Origin of the sequence: Streptomyces sp. NPDC006207, assembly GCF_040613835.1 — a bacterium.
In the GTDB taxonomy this organism is placed as follows: Bacteria; Actinomycetota; Actinomycetes; order Streptomycetales; family Streptomycetaceae; genus Actinacidiphila.
In genome coordinates, this window is record NZ_JBEXSX010000008.1 from 38,614 (window position 1) to 55,823 (window position 17,210).

General features: G+C 72.2%; 12 protein-coding genes. 8 read left to right on the forward strand and 4 right to left on the reverse strand.

Annotated features, from left to right (window positions below; genetic code table 11):
- Positions 1-196: 196 nt before the first annotated feature.
- The 3 genes from lepA (at position 197) to ABZ312_RS08235 (ending at position 4,633) form a co-directional block, all read left to right on the forward strand.
- The gene (gene lepA, locus ABZ312_RS08225) at positions 197-2,062 is read left to right on the forward strand and encodes a translation elongation factor 4 (RefSeq protein ID WP_500322981.1); all 1,866 of its coding nucleotides are present in this window, start codon (positions 197-199) and stop codon (positions 2,060-2,062) included.
- Positions 2,063-2,263: 201 nt separating this feature from the next.
- A complete protein-coding gene (locus tag ABZ312_RS08230; RefSeq protein WP_361797151.1) occupies positions 2,264-2,521 on the forward strand; it encodes a hypothetical protein in 258 nt (85 codons plus the stop codon).
- Positions 2,522-2,755: 234 nt separating this feature from the next.
- Complete coding sequence (locus tag ABZ312_RS08235) at positions 2,756-4,633, forward strand: AMP-dependent synthetase/ligase (RefSeq protein ID WP_500322983.1); 1,878 nt, start codon at positions 2,756-2,758, stop codon at positions 4,631-4,633.
- 5 nt (positions 4,634-4,638) lie between these two features.
- Here ABZ312_RS08235 and ABZ312_RS08240 read toward each other — a convergent pair whose 3' ends face one another.
- Both ABZ312_RS08240 and ABZ312_RS08245 read right to left on the reverse strand, forming a co-directional pair.
- A complete protein-coding gene (locus ABZ312_RS08240) occupies positions 4,639-5,178 on the reverse strand; it encodes a response regulator (RefSeq protein ID WP_500323060.1) in 540 nt (179 codons plus the stop codon).
- A 56-nt stretch (positions 5,179-5,234) separates the two neighbouring features.
- Positions 5,235-8,591, reverse strand: a complete 3,357-nt coding sequence (locus ABZ312_RS08245; RefSeq protein WP_500436854.1) for an ATP-binding protein — start codon at positions 8,589-8,591, stop codon at positions 5,235-5,237.
- Between the two features lie 116 nt (positions 8,592-8,707).
- On the opposite strand from ABZ312_RS08245, the gene ABZ312_RS08250 reads away from it, so the two are divergent.
- Both ABZ312_RS08250 and hemW read left to right on the forward strand, forming a co-directional pair.
- Positions 8,708-10,552 (forward strand): SpoIIE family protein phosphatase, encoded by a 1,845-nt coding sequence (locus ABZ312_RS08250; RefSeq protein ID WP_500436855.1) that lies wholly within the window; start codon positions 8,708-8,710, stop codon positions 10,550-10,552.
- Between the two features lie 554 nt (positions 10,553-11,106).
- Positions 11,107-12,339, forward strand: coding sequence for a radical SAM family heme chaperone HemW (hemW, locus tag ABZ312_RS08255; protein ID WP_500356973.1), 1,233 nt, complete (start codon positions 11,107-11,109; stop codon positions 12,337-12,339).
- Position 12,340: 1 nt separating this feature from the next.
- Here hemW and ABZ312_RS08260 read toward each other — a convergent pair whose 3' ends face one another.
- Complete coding sequence (locus ABZ312_RS08260; RefSeq protein ID WP_500322988.1) at positions 12,341-13,171, reverse strand: DUF3097 domain-containing protein; 831 nt, start codon at positions 13,169-13,171, stop codon at positions 12,341-12,343.
- 30 nt (positions 13,172-13,201) lie between these two features.
- Positions 13,202-13,936 (reverse strand): MBL fold metallo-hydrolase, encoded by a 735-nt coding sequence (locus tag ABZ312_RS08265; protein ID WP_500356971.1) that lies wholly within the window; start codon positions 13,934-13,936, stop codon positions 13,202-13,204.
- A 207-nt stretch (positions 13,937-14,143) separates the two neighbouring features.
- Here ABZ312_RS08265 and hrcA point away from each other — a divergent pair, with 207 nt between their 5' ends.
- The 3 genes from hrcA to ABZ312_RS08280 all read left to right on the forward strand — a co-directional run bounded on the left by hrcA (position 14,144) and on the right by ABZ312_RS08280 (position 17,177).
- Complete coding sequence (gene hrcA / locus ABZ312_RS08270) at positions 14,144-15,160, forward strand: heat-inducible transcriptional repressor HrcA (protein ID WP_500322990.1); 1,017 nt, start codon at positions 14,144-14,146, stop codon at positions 15,158-15,160.
- Entirely contained in the window at positions 15,160-16,299 is a 1,140-nt protein-coding gene (dnaJ, locus tag ABZ312_RS08275; protein ID WP_499511827.1) for a molecular chaperone DnaJ, read from the forward strand. The genes hrcA and dnaJ overlap by 1 nt, the downstream gene beginning before the upstream one ends.
- 140 nt (positions 16,300-16,439) lie before the next feature.
- A complete protein-coding gene (locus tag ABZ312_RS08280; RefSeq protein WP_500436857.1) occupies positions 16,440-17,177 on the forward strand; it encodes a 16S rRNA (uracil(1498)-N(3))-methyltransferase in 738 nt (245 codons plus the stop codon).
- Positions 17,178-17,210: the final 33 nt, after the last annotated feature.

A 17,210-nucleotide genomic window follows, 5' to 3' on the forward strand; every position in this document is an offset into this window, starting at 1 on the left:
CGGGTAAGAGGGCACGAGGCGCGACTGCCCAGGCTAGCAGTCGGCCGCCGCGCCGCCCAAACCGGTGGCCCGTGGCGGGTCCCGCGGCTCCTCCCGCACCGCCCGGCACGGCCGTGGGCCCCGGCCATGGGACTATGGGAGCCATACGTATCGATCCGACCAGAGGCGACAGGCGCCTCAAGAGACAGGACCCTGCGTGCCCGCGACCCCTTCGAACGTGCCGGAGCCGAGCCGTACCGACCCGGCGCTGATCCGCAATTTCTGCATCATCGCGCACATCGACCACGGCAAGTCGACCCTTGCCGACCGGATGCTCCAGCTGACCGGTGTGGTGGATCAGCGGCAGATGCGCGCCCAATACCTCGACCGCATGGACATCGAGCGCGAGCGCGGCATCACGATCAAGTCCCAGGCGGTCCGTCTGCCCTGGGCGCCCACCGCGGGCGCCGATGAGGGGAAGACCCACATCCTGAACATGATCGACACCCCGGGGCACGTGGACTTCACCTATGAGGTCTCCCGGTCGCTCGCGGCCTGTGAGGGCACCATCCTGCTGGTCGACGCCGCCCAGGGCATCGAGGCGCAGACACTGGCCAACCTCTACCTGGCGATGGAGAACGACCTCACCATCGTCCCGGTGCTGAACAAGATCGACCTGCCGGCCGCGCAGCCCGAGAAGTTCGCCGAGGAGCTGGCCAACCTCATCGGCTGCGACCCCTCCGAGGTGCTGCGGGTCTCCGCCAAGACCGGACTCGGCGTCGAGGCGCTGCTGGACCGCGTGGTGGAGACCGTCCCGGCCCCGGTCGGTGTCGCCGACGCGCCCGCCCGTGCGATGATCTTCGACTCCGTGTACGACTCCTACCGCGGTGTCGTCACCTACGTCCGGGTCGTCGACGGTCAGCTCAACAAGCGCGAGCGCATCAGGATGATGTCCACCGGCGCGACCCACGAGCTGCTGGAGATCGGCACCAACTCGCCCGAGATGCTGTCGGCCGACGGCCTCGGCGTCGGTGAGGTGGGCTACCTGATCACGGGTGTGAAGGACGTCCGCCAGTCCAAGGTGGGCGACACGATCACCCAGCAGTCCAAGGGCGCCACCGAGGCACTGGGCGGCTACAAGGACCCCAAGCCCATGGTGTTCTCCGGCCTGTACCCGCTGGACGGCTCCGACTACCCGGAGCTGCGCGACGCGCTGGACAAGCTGCAGCTCAACGACGCCGCGCTGGTCTACGAGCCGGAGACCTCCGCGGCCCTCGGCTTCGGTTTCCGCGTGGGTTTCCTCGGCCTGCTGCACCTCGACGTGATCCGCGAGCGGCTGGAGCGCGAGTTCGGGCTCGACCTGATCGCCACCGCGCCCAACGTGGTCTACCGGGTGGTGATGGAGGACGGCGCCGAACACGTCGTCACCAACCCCAGCGAGTTCCCCGAGGGCAAGATCGCCGAGGTGTACGAGCCGGTGGTGCGGGCCACGATCCTGGCGCCCACGGAGTTCATCGGCGCGATCATGGAGCTCTGCCAGACCCGGCGCGGCTCGCTGCTCGGCATGGACTACCTCTCCGAGGACCGGGTGGAGATCCGCTACACCCTCCCGCTCGCCGAGATCGTCTTCGACTTCTTCGACCAGCTGAAGTCCAAGACCCGCGGCTACGCCTCGCTGGACTACGAGCCCACCGGCGAGCAGACCTCCAGCCTGGTCAAGGTCGACATCCTGCTGCACGGAGACAAGGTGGACGCCTTCTCGGCGATCACGCACAAGGACGCGGCGTACGCGTACGGGGTGCGCCTGGTCGCCAAGCTGCGCGAGCTCATCCCGCGGCAGGCCTTCGAGGTGCCGATCCAGGCCGCCATCGGCTCGCGGGTCATCGCCCGCGAGACCATCCGCGCCATCCGCAAGGACGTCCTCGCCAAGTGCTACGGCGGTGACATCTCCCGTAAGCGGAAGCTGCTGGAGAAGCAGAAGGAGGGCAAGAAGCGGATGAAGATGGTCGGTTCCGTGGAGGTGCCGCAGGAGGCCTTCATCGCGGTGCTCTCCAGCGACGAGGGCGCGGCCAAGAAGAAGTAGCCGGCGCGGCTCGCCGGCGCGGTCCGACGCACCGCACAGGAAGGGCGCTTGTCCGATGACCGGGCAGGCGCCCTTTCGTATGAGCGGACCGGCATTCGGGTGATTGGCAAAAACCCCGGGCCGCGCGGTTTCTGCCGGGGATCGAGGGCGTTACTCATCGTGACAGCGGCGAAAGGCGTCGCTGCGGAAGGGGAATGTGAAGTGAAGTACTCGAAGGCCGCGGCCGTCGTAGCCGGTTCCGTGATCGCGCTGGGCGCCGCCGGTGCCGCCGCGTCCCCCGCCTTCGCCGGGGAGGCCCTCCCGCTCGGCAACGGGCCGATGAAGATCCTGGACGCCAAGGACGAGGTCGCCAAGACCGGTCTGAAGGCGGTCACGGGCAAGACGAACGAGCTGCTCGGCGGTGCCGGCAAGACGGGGGGCACCAAGGGCATGATCGGTGGTCTGCCCATCGGCGGCTGAGCGCCGTACATCCCGCGGTGCCGCCGACGGGTGGCCGGAGCGGTGGCCGGAAGGCGGGCTCCCCGGATTCCGGGCGGGCCCGCCATTATGTGTACGTACCATGTATCCGGTCGTCACGGTTGCATCGCGGTGGCCGCGGCCCCTTACCAAGCGGGCGCCGATTCCCTACTCTGATCACCACTCGTTAGTTACTCGCGAGTCACCCAGCAAAGAGGCGGGCCCCCGGAGGTTGTCGTGACCGACACGCAGACTTTGATCGAGAACCGGCCGCCCTCCGTGGCGAACCTGTTCCTGGAGCGCGTCGAGGCGACGCCCGATGCCGAGGCGTACCGCTTCCCGGTGCCGTCGGCCGACGGCGGTCCGGAAGAATGGAGGTCGCTCACCTGGAAGCAGGCCGCGGACCGGGTCCATGCCATCGCCGCGGGCCTGATGGACCTGGGGGTGCGCCCCGAGGAGCGGGTGGCCATCGCCTCCGCCACCCGGGTCGAGTGGATCCTGGCCGACCTCGGCGTGCTCTGCGCCGGCGCCGCGACCACCACCGTCTACCCGAGCACCAACGCCGACGAGACGGCCTTCATCCTGGCCGACTCCGGCAGCCGGGTGCTGATCGCCGAGAACGCCGTGCAGCTGGCCAAGGCCGTCGAGCGCCGTGCCGAGCTGCCCGAACTGGCCCACGTCGTGGTCGTGGACGCCGAGGACGCCGACCTCGGGGAGGACGGGTGGGCGCTCTCGCTGGCCCAGCTGGAGCAGCGCGGCAAGGTCTACCTGGAGAAGAACCCCGAGGCCGTCCGCAAGACCGTGGGCGACATCACCAAGGACCAGCTGGCCACCCTCATCTACACCTCCGGCACCACCGGCCGCCCCAAGGGCGTGCGGCTGCCGCACGACTGCTGGGCGTACATGGCCCGCGCGATCCAGGCGAACGGCCTGCTGGAGGCGGACGACGTCCAGTACCTCTGGCTGCCGCTGGCGCACGTCTTCGGCAAGGTGCTGACCGCCGGGCACATCACCATCGGCCACGTGACCGCGGTCGACGGCCGCGTCGACAAGATCATCGAGAATCTGCCGGTCGTGCAGCCCACCTACATGGCCGCCGTCCCGCGCATCTTCGAGAAGGTCTACAACGGTGTCGCCGCCAAGGCCCGCGCAGGCGGCGCGGCGAAGTACCGGATCTTCAAGTGGGCCGTCGAGGTCGCCCGCGAGTACGCCAAGGTCACCCAGGACAACCGCCGTCGCACCGGCAACGCCGGCGCGCCCTTCGGGCTCTCCGCCAAGCACGCCGTCGCCGACCGCCTGGTGTACGCCAAGCTCCGCGACGCCTTCGGCGGCAAGCTGCGCGCCTGCGTCTCCGGCTCGGCCGCCCTCTCCCCGGAGATCGGCTACTTCTTCTCCGGCGCCGGCATCCACATCCTGGAGGGCTACGGCCTGACCGAGTCCAGCGCCGCCAGCTTCGTCAACCCCGGCGAGGCCTACCGGACCGGCACCGTCGGCAAGCCGCTGCCCGGCACCGAGGTCCGCATCGCGGAGGACGGCGAGATCCTGCTGCGCGGCCCCGGCATCATGCAGGGCTACCACGGGCTGCCCGAGAAGACGGCCGAAGTGCTGGAGTCGGACGGCTGGTTCCACACCGGTGACATCGGGGAGCTCTCCGCGGACGGCTACCTCACGATCACCGACCGCAAGAAGGACATCATCAAGAACTCCAACGGCAAGTACATCGCGCCGGCCGCGGTCGAGGGCCAGTTCAAGGCCGCCTGTCCGTTCATCAGCAACGTCCTGGTGATCGGCGCCGACCGCAACTTCTGCACCGCGCTGTTCGCCCTCGACGAGCCCACGATCCTCGGCTGGGCGAAGGAGAACGGCCTGGAGGGCAAGCCCTACGCGGAGGTCGTCGGCTCCGAGCAGGTGCGGGCCTTGATGGACGGCTACGTGCAGCGGGTCAACGCGGACCTGCAGCGCTGGCAGCAGATCAAGACCTTCCGCGTGCTGCCGCGCGACCTGGACGTCGAGCACGGTGACCTCACCCCGAGCCTGAAGCTCAAGCGGCCGGTCGTGGAGCGGGAGTTCAAGGACCTGATCGAGGACATGTACGCCGGCACGCGGGAGGACTGAGCGTCTCAGTCACCCACCCGGGGGCCCGGCAGGTCCACGTCGCGCAGCGTGTGTTCCAGCCGGGCCACGCGGCGGGCGAGCGCGGTGACGTCCGGACGGCCGTCGGCGGCGAGCTGCCGCTCGACGGCCGCGAGGCGCTGCTCGATCGCCTCCAGCCGGTCCCGGTCGCGCTCCAGAAGGCCCCGCAACTGGCGGGTCTTGTGGTGGAGTTCCAGGAAGACGGTCACCTTGGCGCGCAGCACCCAGGGGTCGAAGGGCTTGGTGAGGTAGTCCGCCGCGCCGGTGGCGTAGCCGCGGAAGGCGAAGGTGGTGTCCAGGTCGTTCCCGGTCAGGAAGATGATCGGGATGTCCTTGGTCTGGTCGAGGCGCTTGATGTTCGCGGCGGTCTCGAAGCCGTCCATGCCCGGCATCAGGACGTCGAGCAGCACCACCGCGAACTCCTGGCGCAGCAGCGCCTTCATCGCCTCCTCCCCGGAACGGGCGCGCACCAGCGGCTGGTCGAGCGTGCCGAGGATGGCCTCCAGGGCGATCAGGTTGTCCTCCATGTCGTCCACGAGGAGGATGCCGGCCTTCCCCGTGACCGTGGCGGTGCCGCCCGGGGTCACGAGGTGGGCCTCGTGGGGCCGTCGGGGCCGCCGGGGCAGGACCGTTCGCCGTCCCGGCCCGCGTCGGGGTCGAGCAGCAGGTGCGCCGCGTGCAGCAGCCGGTCCACGTCGACCGGTTTGGGCACGTAGTCGTTGGCGCCGCAGGCGATCGAGCGCTCCCGGTCGCCCGGCATCGCCTTCGCCGTGAGGGCGATGATCGGCAGCTCGGCGAAGCGCGGGGTGCGGCGGATGGCCTCGATCGTCTCGTATCCGTCCATCTCGGGCATCATGATGTCCATCAGCACGAGGGCGACGTCGGGGTTCCGCTCCAGGGTCTCGATCCCCTCGCGGCCGTTCTCCGCGTACAGGACGGGCATCCCGATCCGGCCCAGGACGTGGGTGAGGGCGAAGACGTTGCGGATGTCGTCGTCGACGATGAGCACGCGGTTGCCGGCCAGGACCCGGCCGGTGCGGCCGTCCCGCCACTCGTCGATCCGGTTCGAGGTGGGCCAGGTGTCCCCCGGCGCGACCGGGCCGGACGTCCGGCGCTCGGCGTCGTACGCGGCGGCCACGGGCACCGGGCCGCCTCCTGCCTCCGCTCCGCCGCCCGCGGGGCCGTGCTGCGGCTCGGGCTCGCCGGCGCCGCCGTGGCCCGCGTACACCGCCGGGACGTACAGCGTGAAGGTGCTGCCCCGGCCGGGCTCGCTCTCGGCGACGATGCGGCCGCCGAGCAGCCCGGCGATCTCCCGGCTGATGGACAGCCCCAGCCCGGTGCCGCCGTACTTGCGGTTGGTGGTGCCGTCGGCCTGCTGGAAGGCCTCGAAGATCACCGGGAGCTTCTCGCCGGGGATGCCGATGCCGGTGTCCCGCACGGCGAAGGCGATCAGGTCGTCGGCGCCCTCGCAGCGCGCCACCCGCAGTTCCACCCGGCCCTGGGAGGTGAACTTGATCGCGTTGGAGAGCAGGTTGCGCAGCACCTGCTGCAGCCGCTGCTCGTCCGAGAACATCTCGCGGGGCACGTCCTCGCCCACGGCGACGTCGAAGGTGAGCCCGCGGTCGAGGGTGACCGGGCGGAAGGTGGCGTGCACGTAGTCCAGCAGCTTGATCAGCGGCAGCTTCTTGGGACGGACGTCCATGCGGCCCGCCTCGATCTTCGACAGGTCCAGGATGTCGTTGATCAGCTGCAGCAGGTCCGAGCCGGAGCGGTGGATCGTGGTGGCGAAGTGCACCTCCTGCTCCGACAGATGGCCGTCGGGGTTGTCCGCGAGCAGCCGGGCCAGGATCAGCAGCGAGTTGAGCGGGGTGCGCAGCTCGTGCGACATGTTGGCCAGGAGCTCCGACTTGTACTGCGAGGAGGTGGCCAGCAGGGCCGCCTTCTCCTCCAGTTCGGCGTTGGAGCGCTGCAGCTCGGCCTGCTGCCGCTGGAGTTCGTCCGACCGCTCCTGCAACTGCTGGGCGAGCCGCTGGGACTCCGACAGCAGGGACTCCGTGCGGGAGTTGGCGATGATCGTGTTGATCGCCACGCCGATGGTGCTGACGAACTGGTCGAAGAAGGCCAGGTGGACGTCGGAGAAGCGGGAGAAGGAGGCCAGTTCGATGACGCCGAGCAGTTCGTCCTCGAAGAGGATGGGGATGATCACGACACTGGTCGGGGCGGCCTCGCCGAGACCCGAGGTGATGGTGATGTAGTCGGGTGGCGCCTCCTCCACGAGGATGCGTTTCTTCTCCAGCGCCGCCTGCCGCACCAGCCCGTGTCCTGGCATGCCCGGGGTGTCCACCGTGGCGCCCTGCGCCGAGCCGTACCCGGCGATGAAGGCCAGCCCGCGCGGCGCCCGGGGCTGGGCGGTGCCGCTCCGGCCGGCGTCGGTCTGGGCCAGGAAGAACGCCCCGTACTGGGCGTTCACCAGCGGGGTCAGCTCGCGCAGGATGAGGTCCGCGACCTCCATCAGGTCACGGTGCCCCTGCATCAGGCCGGCCAGGCGGGCCAGGTTGGATTCCAGCCAGTCCTTGGCGCGGGTGGTCTCGCGGAGGTTGGCCACCATCAGGTTGACGTTGTTCTTCAGCTCGGCGACCTCGCCCTGCGCCTCGACCGCGATGCTGCGCGACATGTCGCCCTGGGCGACCGCGGAGGCCACCTCGGCGATGGCCCGCACCTGGGTGGTCAGGTTGGACGCCAGCTCGTTCACATCCGTCGTCAGGCGCTTCCACGTGCCGTACACGCCCTCCACCCGGGCCTGGCCGCCCAGCTGGCCCTCGCTGCCGACCTCACGGGCGACCCGGGTCACCTCGGAGGAGAAGGACGACAGCGTGTCCACCATCGTGTTGATGGTCGTCTTCAGCTCCAGGATCTCGCCGCGCGCGTCCACGTCGATCTTCTTCGACAGGTCGCCCTGGGCGACGGCGGTGGCGACCTGGGCGATGTTCCTGACCTGGGAGGTCAGGTTGTCGGCCATGAAGTTGACGTTGTCGGTGAGGTCCTTCCAGACGCCGGAGACGCCGCGGACCTGGGCGCGGCCGCCGAGCCGGCCCTCGGTGCCCACCTCGCGGGCGACCCGGGTCACCTCGTCCGCGAAGCCGCGGAGCTGGTCGACCATCGTGTTGATGGTGTCCTTGAGCTCCAGGATCTCGCCGCGGGCGTCGACCGTGATCTTCTTCGACAGGTCGCCGTTCGCCACCGCCGTCGTTACCAGCGCGATGCCGCGGACCTGGGCGGTCAGCCGGGCGGCCATCGTGTTGACCGCCTCGGTCACGTCCCGCCAACTGCCCGAGAGCCCGCGCACCTTGGCCCGGCCGCCGAGCCGGCCCTCGGTGCCGACCTCGCGGGCGACCCGGGTCACCTCACCGGTGAACAGCGAGAGCTGGTCCACCATGCGGTTGACCGCCCGGCCGAGCCTGCGCAGGTCCCCGCGGAGCGGCCGGCTGCCGTCGTGCAGGTCCACCCGCTGCGTCAAGTCGCTGTCCGCCACGGCGTCCAGCACCCGGGTGGCGTTCGCCGCCGGGATGACCAGCGCGTCGATCAGGGAGTTCGCCGCCTGCACGCTCATCGCCCAGGACCCCTGGCCCGGGCTGTCCGCGAGCCGCTCGTCCAGCCTGCCCCGGCGTACGACCTCCCGCTTGACCCGGCCCAGTTCGGCGGAGAAGTGCTGCTCCCGCGCGACGATCCGGTTGAACGTTCCGGCGAGTTCGGCCAGCGCCCCTTCGGCACCGTCACCCAGCCGCACCCGGAAGTCGCCGTCGCACAGGGAGCGCATCGCCGTGAGCAGCGGCCGCAGTTCCGCCGCGCGTATCCACTCACCGTCCGGCGGCGGGTCGACGACACGCGGACGCGCAGGAGTCGCGGTTTTCGGGGCGGGAACAGCCGATTTAAGAGCCATGACGGCCTTCTTCGGTGACTCGGCGCTTATGAGCGCGCTCAGTCTGTCACGCTGTGCGTGCCGTTAAGGGCGCAATGCCGGATCTGCTCGGGAGCCGCACAGTGGGGCCAGATTCCATGCCACGGGAGTTCGTTTCCCGTACCAGCCTGCCCGGCAACCAGCTGGCGGCCTCCGCGGCACGGAAGTTCGTCCGCGCCGCGCTGGCCGAGTGGACCACCGAGGAGCCCTGGTCGGCCGAGAGCATCGGTGACCACCTCGTGGACGACGCGGTGCTGCTCGTGAGCGAACTCGTGACGAACGCGGTCATCCACGCCGGCACCACGGTCGAGCTGCTCTGCCGGCTGGAGAGCGCGGCACCCGGCGCACGCGAGGACGGCGGCCTCGTCGTCGAGGTCTCCGACCACCACCCCGCCCGGGTCGTCCGCGACCGGGCCGAACTCGCCCGCGAGGGCCGCGACGGCGGGCGCGGCCTGCAGCTCGTCTCCGCGCTCTCCGAGGAGTGGGGCATCACCTACCGGCGCGACCTCAAGACCATCTGGTGCCGGCTGGCCGCCGCCCGCGGACCCGGGGAGACGCTGCCGCCGGCGCCCGAGGCCGAGGGAGCCCTGCTGCGCGGACTGCGCGCCACCGAGATCCTCGCGCCCATGGCGCACCGCCTCCCGCGGCGGTACGACAGCGAGTGGATCAACCGTGGTTCGCTCTCCTTCCTCGCCGAGGCCTCCGACCTGCTGGCCGGGCAGCTCGACGAGGACATGGTCGCCTCCCTCGCCGGGCAGCTGCTGGTGCCCCGGCTCGCCGACTGGTGCGCCGTCTGGCTCACCGGGGACGGGCCCGAGGGCTCCGAGCCGCGCCTGGCGCGCGTCTGGCACGCGGCGGAGGGCCGCATCGACGCGCTCCGCATGGTGCTGGAGAAGGAACCGCCGCCGCCCGGCTCCCGCCCCGGCGCAGTGCCCTGGCCGTGGCCCGCCGTCGCCCACGGCGCGGAAGCGGTCGGCGCGGCCCTCGCCTGCCCCCTGGTCACCGGGGGCCGCCGGCACGGCACGCTGCTCCTCGGACGCACGGGGCTGATGCGCTTCCCCGACGAGGTCATCGGTCTCATCGAGGACTTCGCGCGCCGCGTCGCCCTCGCGGTGGGCACCGCCCGCCAGTACACGCGGCAGGCCATGATCAGCCGGGTCCTGCAGCGCGGCCTGCTGCCCGCGGGGCTCGGCGCGGTGCCGGGCGTCGACACGGCCGTCGTCTACGAGCCCACGCGTGCCGACGTCGTCGGCGGCGACTTCTACGACCTCTTCCCCGCGGGCGGCGGCCGCTGGTGCTTCGCCCTCGGCGACGTCCAGGGCCACGGCCCCGAGGCCGCCGCGGTCACCGGCCTCGCCCGGCCCGTCATGCGGCTCCTCGCGCGCGAGGGGTACGGCGTCGCCGAGGTCCTCGACCGGCTCAACCGCGCGCTGTCGGACGAGGCCGCGGCCGCCACGCTCGGCGACGCGCTCGGGCCGGGGTGGGACGCGGGGCCGCGCTTCCTGTCCCTGCTGTACGGGGAGATCGTCCCGGAGGGTCCGGACGGGCCGCAGGGGGCGGGGGAGGGCGCGGCGGGTGGCGGTGCCTTGTGCACGTTGGCCAGCGCCGGGCACCCCCTTCCGCTGCTCCTCACGGGAAGCGGCGCGGTACGGCCCGCGGCGGCGCCGCAGATACTGCTCGGGATCACGGACGACGCGCGGTACCGCAGCGAATCGTTCCGGCTGGCCCCCGGGGACACGCTGCTGTGCGTCACGGACGGGGTGACGGAGCGGCGCAACGGGAGCCGTCAGTTCGACGACGACGACGGGCTCGCGGCCGTGCTCGCGGCGTGCGCCGGGCTGGGGGCGGCGGGGGTGGCGGAGCGGGTCCGGCGGGCGGTGCACGAGTACGACGTGGCGCCGCCGGATGATGATCTCGCGGTGCTTGTGCTTCAGGCCCAGTGAGGGTGCGTTCGCTGTGTGCGGGGGGTGCCCCTTGCGGCCCGTTGTTGTGTGCGGCGCCGTTGTGGTTGCGGTTGCGGTTTCTCCCCCACCCTCCCGCCCTCCCCCAGCCTTCGGCCGGGGTGCCCCCATGGGGGCACCCCGCCACACACCCTCCTGCCGGCTTGGGCGACTAACGGCCGGATGGGGTGAGGAGGCGGTCCGGGGTTGCCGCAAGTGCCCTTCTGAATCCCCACCGGCCGCTATGCGCCCCGACAACCGGAGGGGGTGTGGCGGGGTGCGCCCGGAAGCGACGAGCGGCGGACCCGGGCGCCGAATGATGCGGACGTAAACCGCGAGCGCTGAGGACGTGCGCCGGCGCGGCCCCGACCCAGGCACACGATGCGCAGGCCCGCACTGACCGCGCCGGATGGGGGTCCCCCCCCGGCCGAAGGCTGGGGGAGGGCGGGCGGCGGGGAAACCCCGAACCGCAACCACGACGCACCCGCACACGTCCACCGGGCCGCACACGAGGGGACCGGAACCGCCCTCGGAGGGAATGGCGGACAATGGGACGCATGCCATCCGTACTGCCCGACGGGGAGCCCATGCCTGAGGACGGCGCGCTCCCGCCGACCGCCCTGCGCGGCGCGGAGTCCCGCCCGCTGGGGTTCTACCTGCACGTCCCGTACTGCGCGACCCGCTGCGGCTACTGCGACTTCAACACCTACACCGCCGCCGAGCTGCGCGGCACCGGCGGCGTGCTCGCCTCCCGGGAGAACTACGCGGACACCCTGGTCGACGAGATCCGGCTGGCCCGCAAGGTGCTGGGCGACGACCCCCGCCGCGTGGAGACCGTGTTCGTGGGCGGCGGGACCCCCACCCTGTTGCCGGCCGCGGACCTGGCCCGGATGCTGGGGGCCATCCGTGACGAGTTCGGCCTGGCGGAGGGCGCGGAGGTCACGACGGAGGCGAACCCGGAGTCCGTGGACCCGGCGTACCTGGAGGAACTGCGGGCCGGGGGGTATACGCGGGTCTCGTTCGGGATGCAGAGCGCCCGGCCGCACGTGCTGCAGGTGCTGGACCGGCGGCACACGCCCGGCCGTCCGGAGCAGTGCGTGGCGGAGGCGCGGGCGGCGGGGTTCGAGCACGTCAACCTCGACCTGATCTACGGCACGCCCGGGGAGTCGGACGAGGACTGGCGGGCGTCGCTGGACGCCGCGATCGGCGCGGGGCCGGACCACGTGTCGGCGTACGCGCTGATCGTGGAGGAGGGTACGCAGCTGGCGCGCAGGATCCGGCGCGGCGAGGTGCCGATGACGGACGACGACGTGCATGCGGACCGCTACCTGATCGCGGAGGAGCGCCTGGCGGCGGCCGGCTACGGCTGGTACGAGGTGTCGAACTGGGCGACCTCGGACGCGGCCCGGTGCCGCCACAACGAGCTGTACTGGACCGGCGCGGACTGGTGGGGCGCCGGGCCGGGCGCGCACAGCCACGTGGGCGGGGTGCGGTGGTGGAACGTCAAGCACCCGGCGGCGTACGCGGCGGCGCTCGCGGAGGGCCGCAGTCCCGGGGCGGGCCGTGAGGTGCTGGCGGCGGAGGACCGCCGTGTGGAGCGGATCCTGCTGGAGCTGAGGCTGTCCGACGGCTGCCCGCTCGACCTGCTGGCCCCGGCGGGTGCCGGGGCCGCGGAGCTCGCCGTGAGGGACGGCCTCCTGGAGACCGGTCCTTACCGCGAGGGCCGCGCCGTCCTCACCCTGCGCGGCCGCCTGCTCGCCGACGCCGTCGTCCGGGACCTGGTCGACTGACTCAGCCAGGGGCCGTGACGAAGTCGATCAGTTCCTCCACGCGGCCCAGCAGTTCCGGCTGCAGGTCCCGGTAGGAGTGGACGGCGCCCAGGATGCGCTGCCAGGCGGCGCCGGTGTTCTCCGGCCAGCCCAGGGCGCGGCACACGCCGGTCTTCCAGTCCTGGCCGCGGGGGACGGCCGGCCAGGCGGGGATGCCGACGGAGGAGGGCTTCACGGCCTCCCAGACGTCGATGTAGGGGTGGCCGGCGACCAGGACGTGCTCGCCGGTGACCTCCGCGGCGATGCGGGACTCCTTGCTGCCCGGGACGAGGTGGTCCACGAGGACGCCGAGGCGGGCGTCCGGGCCGGGGGCGAAGGAGGCGACGATGGCCGGGAGGTCGTCGACGCCGTCCAGGTACTCGACGACGACGCCCTCGACGCGCAGGTCATCACCCCAGACGCGTTCGACCAGTTCCGCGTCGTGGCGGCCCTCGACGTAGATCCGGCCGGCGCGGGCGACCCGGGCGCGGGCGCCGGGGACCGCGAGGGAGCCGGAGGCGGTCAGCCGGGGGCCGGCCGCGGGGGCGGCGGCGGAGGGGCGTACGAGGGTGACCACGCGGCCCTCCAGGAGGAAGCCGCGGGGCGTCATCGGGAACACGCGGTGCTTGCCGAAGCGGTCCTCCAGGGTGACCGTGGGGCCCTCGGCGGTCTTCTCGCAGCGGACGACCGCGCCGCAGTAGCCGGTGGACACCTCCTCCACCACCAGGTCCCGTTCGGCCGCGACCTCGGGTGCGGGCGTGGCGGGACGCTTCCACGGCGGGGTAAGGTCGGGGTCGTAGTTGCGGCTGCGCATGCCAGGGATCGTATCCGCGCGGCGCACCGCTCAGGCGGATCCGAACCGGGCGGAGAGCGCGTCCCGTTGGGCGCGGACGAAGCGGGCGTCGACGACGGCGCCGTGGCCCGGCACGTACAGCGCGGTCTCGCCGCCCAGCCGCAGCAGCCGGTCCAGGGTCGCGGGCCAGGAGTGCGGGGCGGCGTCGGGCCCGGCCTGGGGCTCGCCGGACTCCTCGACGAGGTCCCCGCAGAAGACCACGGCCGGCGTGCCCGGCACGACCACCACCAGGTCGTGGGTGGTGTGGCCCTCACCCGGGTGGACCAGGAGGACCTGGCGGTCGCCGCCGAGGTCGAGCTCGTAGGAGCCGTCCACGAGGTGGCCGGGGCGTACGAGGGCGTCCGCGGCCCGTGCGGACTCGGCCTCGCCGGCGCCGTGCTCGACCGCGTCCAGGCCCAGCGAGAAGCGCTCGCGGTCGAGGTAGGCGTCGAGGGTCATCTCCCCGAAGACCTGGACGCCCTCGAAGGCGGCGGCGCCGAAGACGTGGTCGAAGTGGCCGTGGGTGAATGCGATGTGCGTCACGTCCCGTCCGGTCAGTTCGCGCACCTCCCGGCGCAGTCCGGCACCCTCGGGGACCGAGGATCCCGTGTCGACCAGCAGCACGCCTTCGTCGCCGACGACGACCCCGACGGTCACGTCGAGGAAGGGCAGCCGCCGCCGCGCCACCCCCGGTGCGAGCTGCTCCCAGCCGCCGGGGGAGTCCGGTGCGGTCGGTGTGGTCTCCACAACGCGACGGTATCCCCGCGGGACGCCTCGCGCCCGCTACGGTGGCCGGTCAAGGACGCCCCCGGGCCGGACCCGTGGACGGCCCTTGCCGAGGTCTTGCCACCCCGCCGTACACTGACTTGGGGAAAACTGGCACTCAGGGAAGAGGAGTGCCAGGCCACGGGGGCGACACGACCCGCACGGTGACCGAGCGACTGGAGGTGCGCGATGCTCAGCGAACGACGGCTCGAAGTGCTGCGTGCCATCGTCCAGGACTACGTGGGCACCGAGGAGCCGGTCGGCTCGAAGGCGCTCACCGAGCGGCACGCCCTCGGCGTCTCCCCGGCCACCGTCCGCAACGACATGGCCGTGCTGGAGGACGAGGGCTACATCCAGCAGCCCCACACCAGCGCGGGCCGCGTGCCGACCGACAAGGGCTACCGGCTCTTCGTCGACCGGCTCACCAGCGTCAAGCCCTTGTCCGGCGCCGAGCGCCGGGCCATCCAGAACTTCCTGGACGGCGCCGTCGACCTCGACGACGTGGTGGCCCGCACGGTCCGGCTGCTGGCGCAGCTGACCCGGCAGGTCGCGATCGTCCAGTACCCGTCGCTCACCCGCTCGACCGTGCGCCACGTCGAACTGCTCGCGCTCGCCCCGGCCCGGATCATGCTCGTGCTGATCACGGACACCGGACGGGTGGAGCAGCGGCTGGTGGACGCCCCGGCGCCGGTCGGCGAGACCGTCCTGGCCGACCTGCGCGCCCGGCTGAACAGCATGGTGGTGGGACGCCGGTTCAGCGACGTCCCGCCGCTGGTGCAGGAGCTCCCCGAGGGCTTCGAGCCCGACGACCGGCCCTCCGTCCAGGTGGTCCTCGCCACACTGCTGGAGACCCTGGTCGAGGAGACCGAGGAGCGGATCATGCTCGGCGGCACGGCCAACCTGACCCGCTTCGGGCACGACTTCCCGCTGACGATCCGCCCGGTGCTGGAGGCGCTCGAGGAGCAGGTGGTGCTCCTCAAGCTGCTGGGCGAGGCCAAGGACTCGGGCGTGACGGTGAGAATTGGTCACGAGAACTTCCATGAGGGCCTGAACTCCACATCGGTCGTCTCCGTCGGCTACGGTTCGGGCGACGAGGCGGTGGCGAAACTCGGCGTGGTCGGACCGACCCGCATGGACTACCCCGGAACGATGGGAGCGGTACGCGCAGTGGCACGTTACGTCGGACAGATCCTGGCGGAGTCGTAGTGGCCACGGACTATTACGCCGTGCTCGGCGTACGCCGCGACGCAAGCCCGGACGAGATCAAGAAGGCCTTCCGCCGTCTTGCGCGCGAGCTGCACCCGGACGTCAATCCGGACCCGAAGACCCAGGAGCGGTTCAAGGAGATCAACGCCGCCTACGAGGTGCTCTCGGACCCGCAGAAGAAGCAGGTCTACGACCTCGGCGGCGACCCGCTGTCGGCCAACGGCGGCGGCGCGGGCGCAGGCGCGGGCTTCGGCCAGGGCTTCGGCAACTTCAGCGACATCATGGACGCCTTCTTCGGGACGGCGTCCCAGCGCGGTCCGCGCTCGCGCACGCGGCGCGGCCAGGACGCGATGATCCGGCTGGAGATCGAGCTGGACGAGGCGGCCTTCGGCACGACCAAGGACATCCAGGTCGACACGGCCATCATCTGCAACACCTGCCACGGCGAGGGCGCGGCCCCGGGCACGACCGCGCAGACGTGTGACATGTGCCGCGGCCGCGGTGAGGTCTCGCAGGTCACGCGGTCCTTCCTGGGCCAGGTCATGACCTCCCGGCCGTGCCCCCAGTGCCAGGGCTTCGGCACCGTCGTCCCCACCCCGTGCCCGGAGTGCGCGGGCGACGGCCGGATCCGGTCGCGGCGCACGCTCACGGTCAAGATCCCGGCCGGTGTCGACAACGGCACCCGCATCCAGCTCGCGGGCGAGGGCGAGGTCGGCCCCGGCGGCGGCCCCGCCGGCGACCTGTACGTCGAGATCCGCGAGCTGCCGCACCAGGTCTTCCAGCGGCGCGGCGACGACCTGCACTGCACCGTCACCATCCCGATGACGGCCGCGGCGCTGGGCACGAAGGTCCCGCTGGAGACCCTGGACGGGCTGGAGGAGATCGACATCAGGCCCGGGACGCAGTCCGGCCAGTCGATCCCGCTCCACCAGCGCGGCATCACCCACCTGCGGGGCGGCGGCCGGGGCGACCTCATCGTGCACGTCGAGGTCCAGACCCCGGGCAAGCTCGACCCGGAGCAGGAGGAGCTGGTGCGCCGCCTGGCGAAGCTGCGCGGCGAGGAACGGCCCATGGGGCAGTTCCAGCCGGGCCAGCAGGGCCTGTTCTCCCGCCTGAAGGACGCGTTCAACGGGCGTTAGCACGACACGGCCGGGCCGACGGGGCCCGGCCGCCCACCGGCCCGCGGTCCGGGGTGGACACCCTGGACCGCGGGCCGACGCGTGCCGTGAAACGATGGCCGCATGGCCGCCCTGACCCACCGCTCCCCGAGGACCGCGCCGTGACCGCACCCGTCTTCGTCGTCGAACCCGGAGCGCTGGGCCCGGACCGCATCACCCTCTCCGGCCCCGAAGGGCGGCACGCGGTGTCCGTGCGCCGGCTGCGGGTCGGCGAGGAGATCGTGCTCACCGACGGCCTGGGACGCGGCGCGTACGGCACGGTGGCGGCCGTCGACGGCAAGGACACGCTCGAGGTCGCCGTCGCCGACGTCCGCGAGGAGGCCGAGCCCCGCCCGCGGATCACCGTCGTCCAGGCGCTGCCCAAGGGCGACCGCGGGGAACTCGCCGTCGAGACCATGACCGAGGTCGGCGTCGACGCGGTCGTGCCGTGGGCCGCCGCGCGCTGCATCACCCAGTGGAAGGGCGAGCGCGGCGCCAAGTCCCTGGCCAAGTGGCGTTCCACCGCCCGCGAGGCCGCCAAGCAGGCCCGGCGCCTGAGGTTCCCCGAGGTCGCCGAGATGATGACGACCCGTCAGATCGCCGGGCTGCTGTCCGGTGCGGCGTTCGCCGCGGTCCTCCACGAGGAGGGCTCCGAGCCGCTCGCCGTGGCCCCGCTGCCGCCCGAGGGTGACCTCGTGCTCGTCGTCGGCCCCGAGGGCGGGGTCTCCCCGGAGGAGCTCGACGCCTTCGCCGCGGCCGGTGCCAAGCCGTACCGACTCGGCGCCAGTGTCCTGCGCACCTCCACCGCCGGCGTCGCCGCGACCGCCCTCCTGCTCGGCCGCACCGGGCGCTGGGGCTGAGGCGGCCGCCGGGCCGGAATCCCCCCGGCGGGC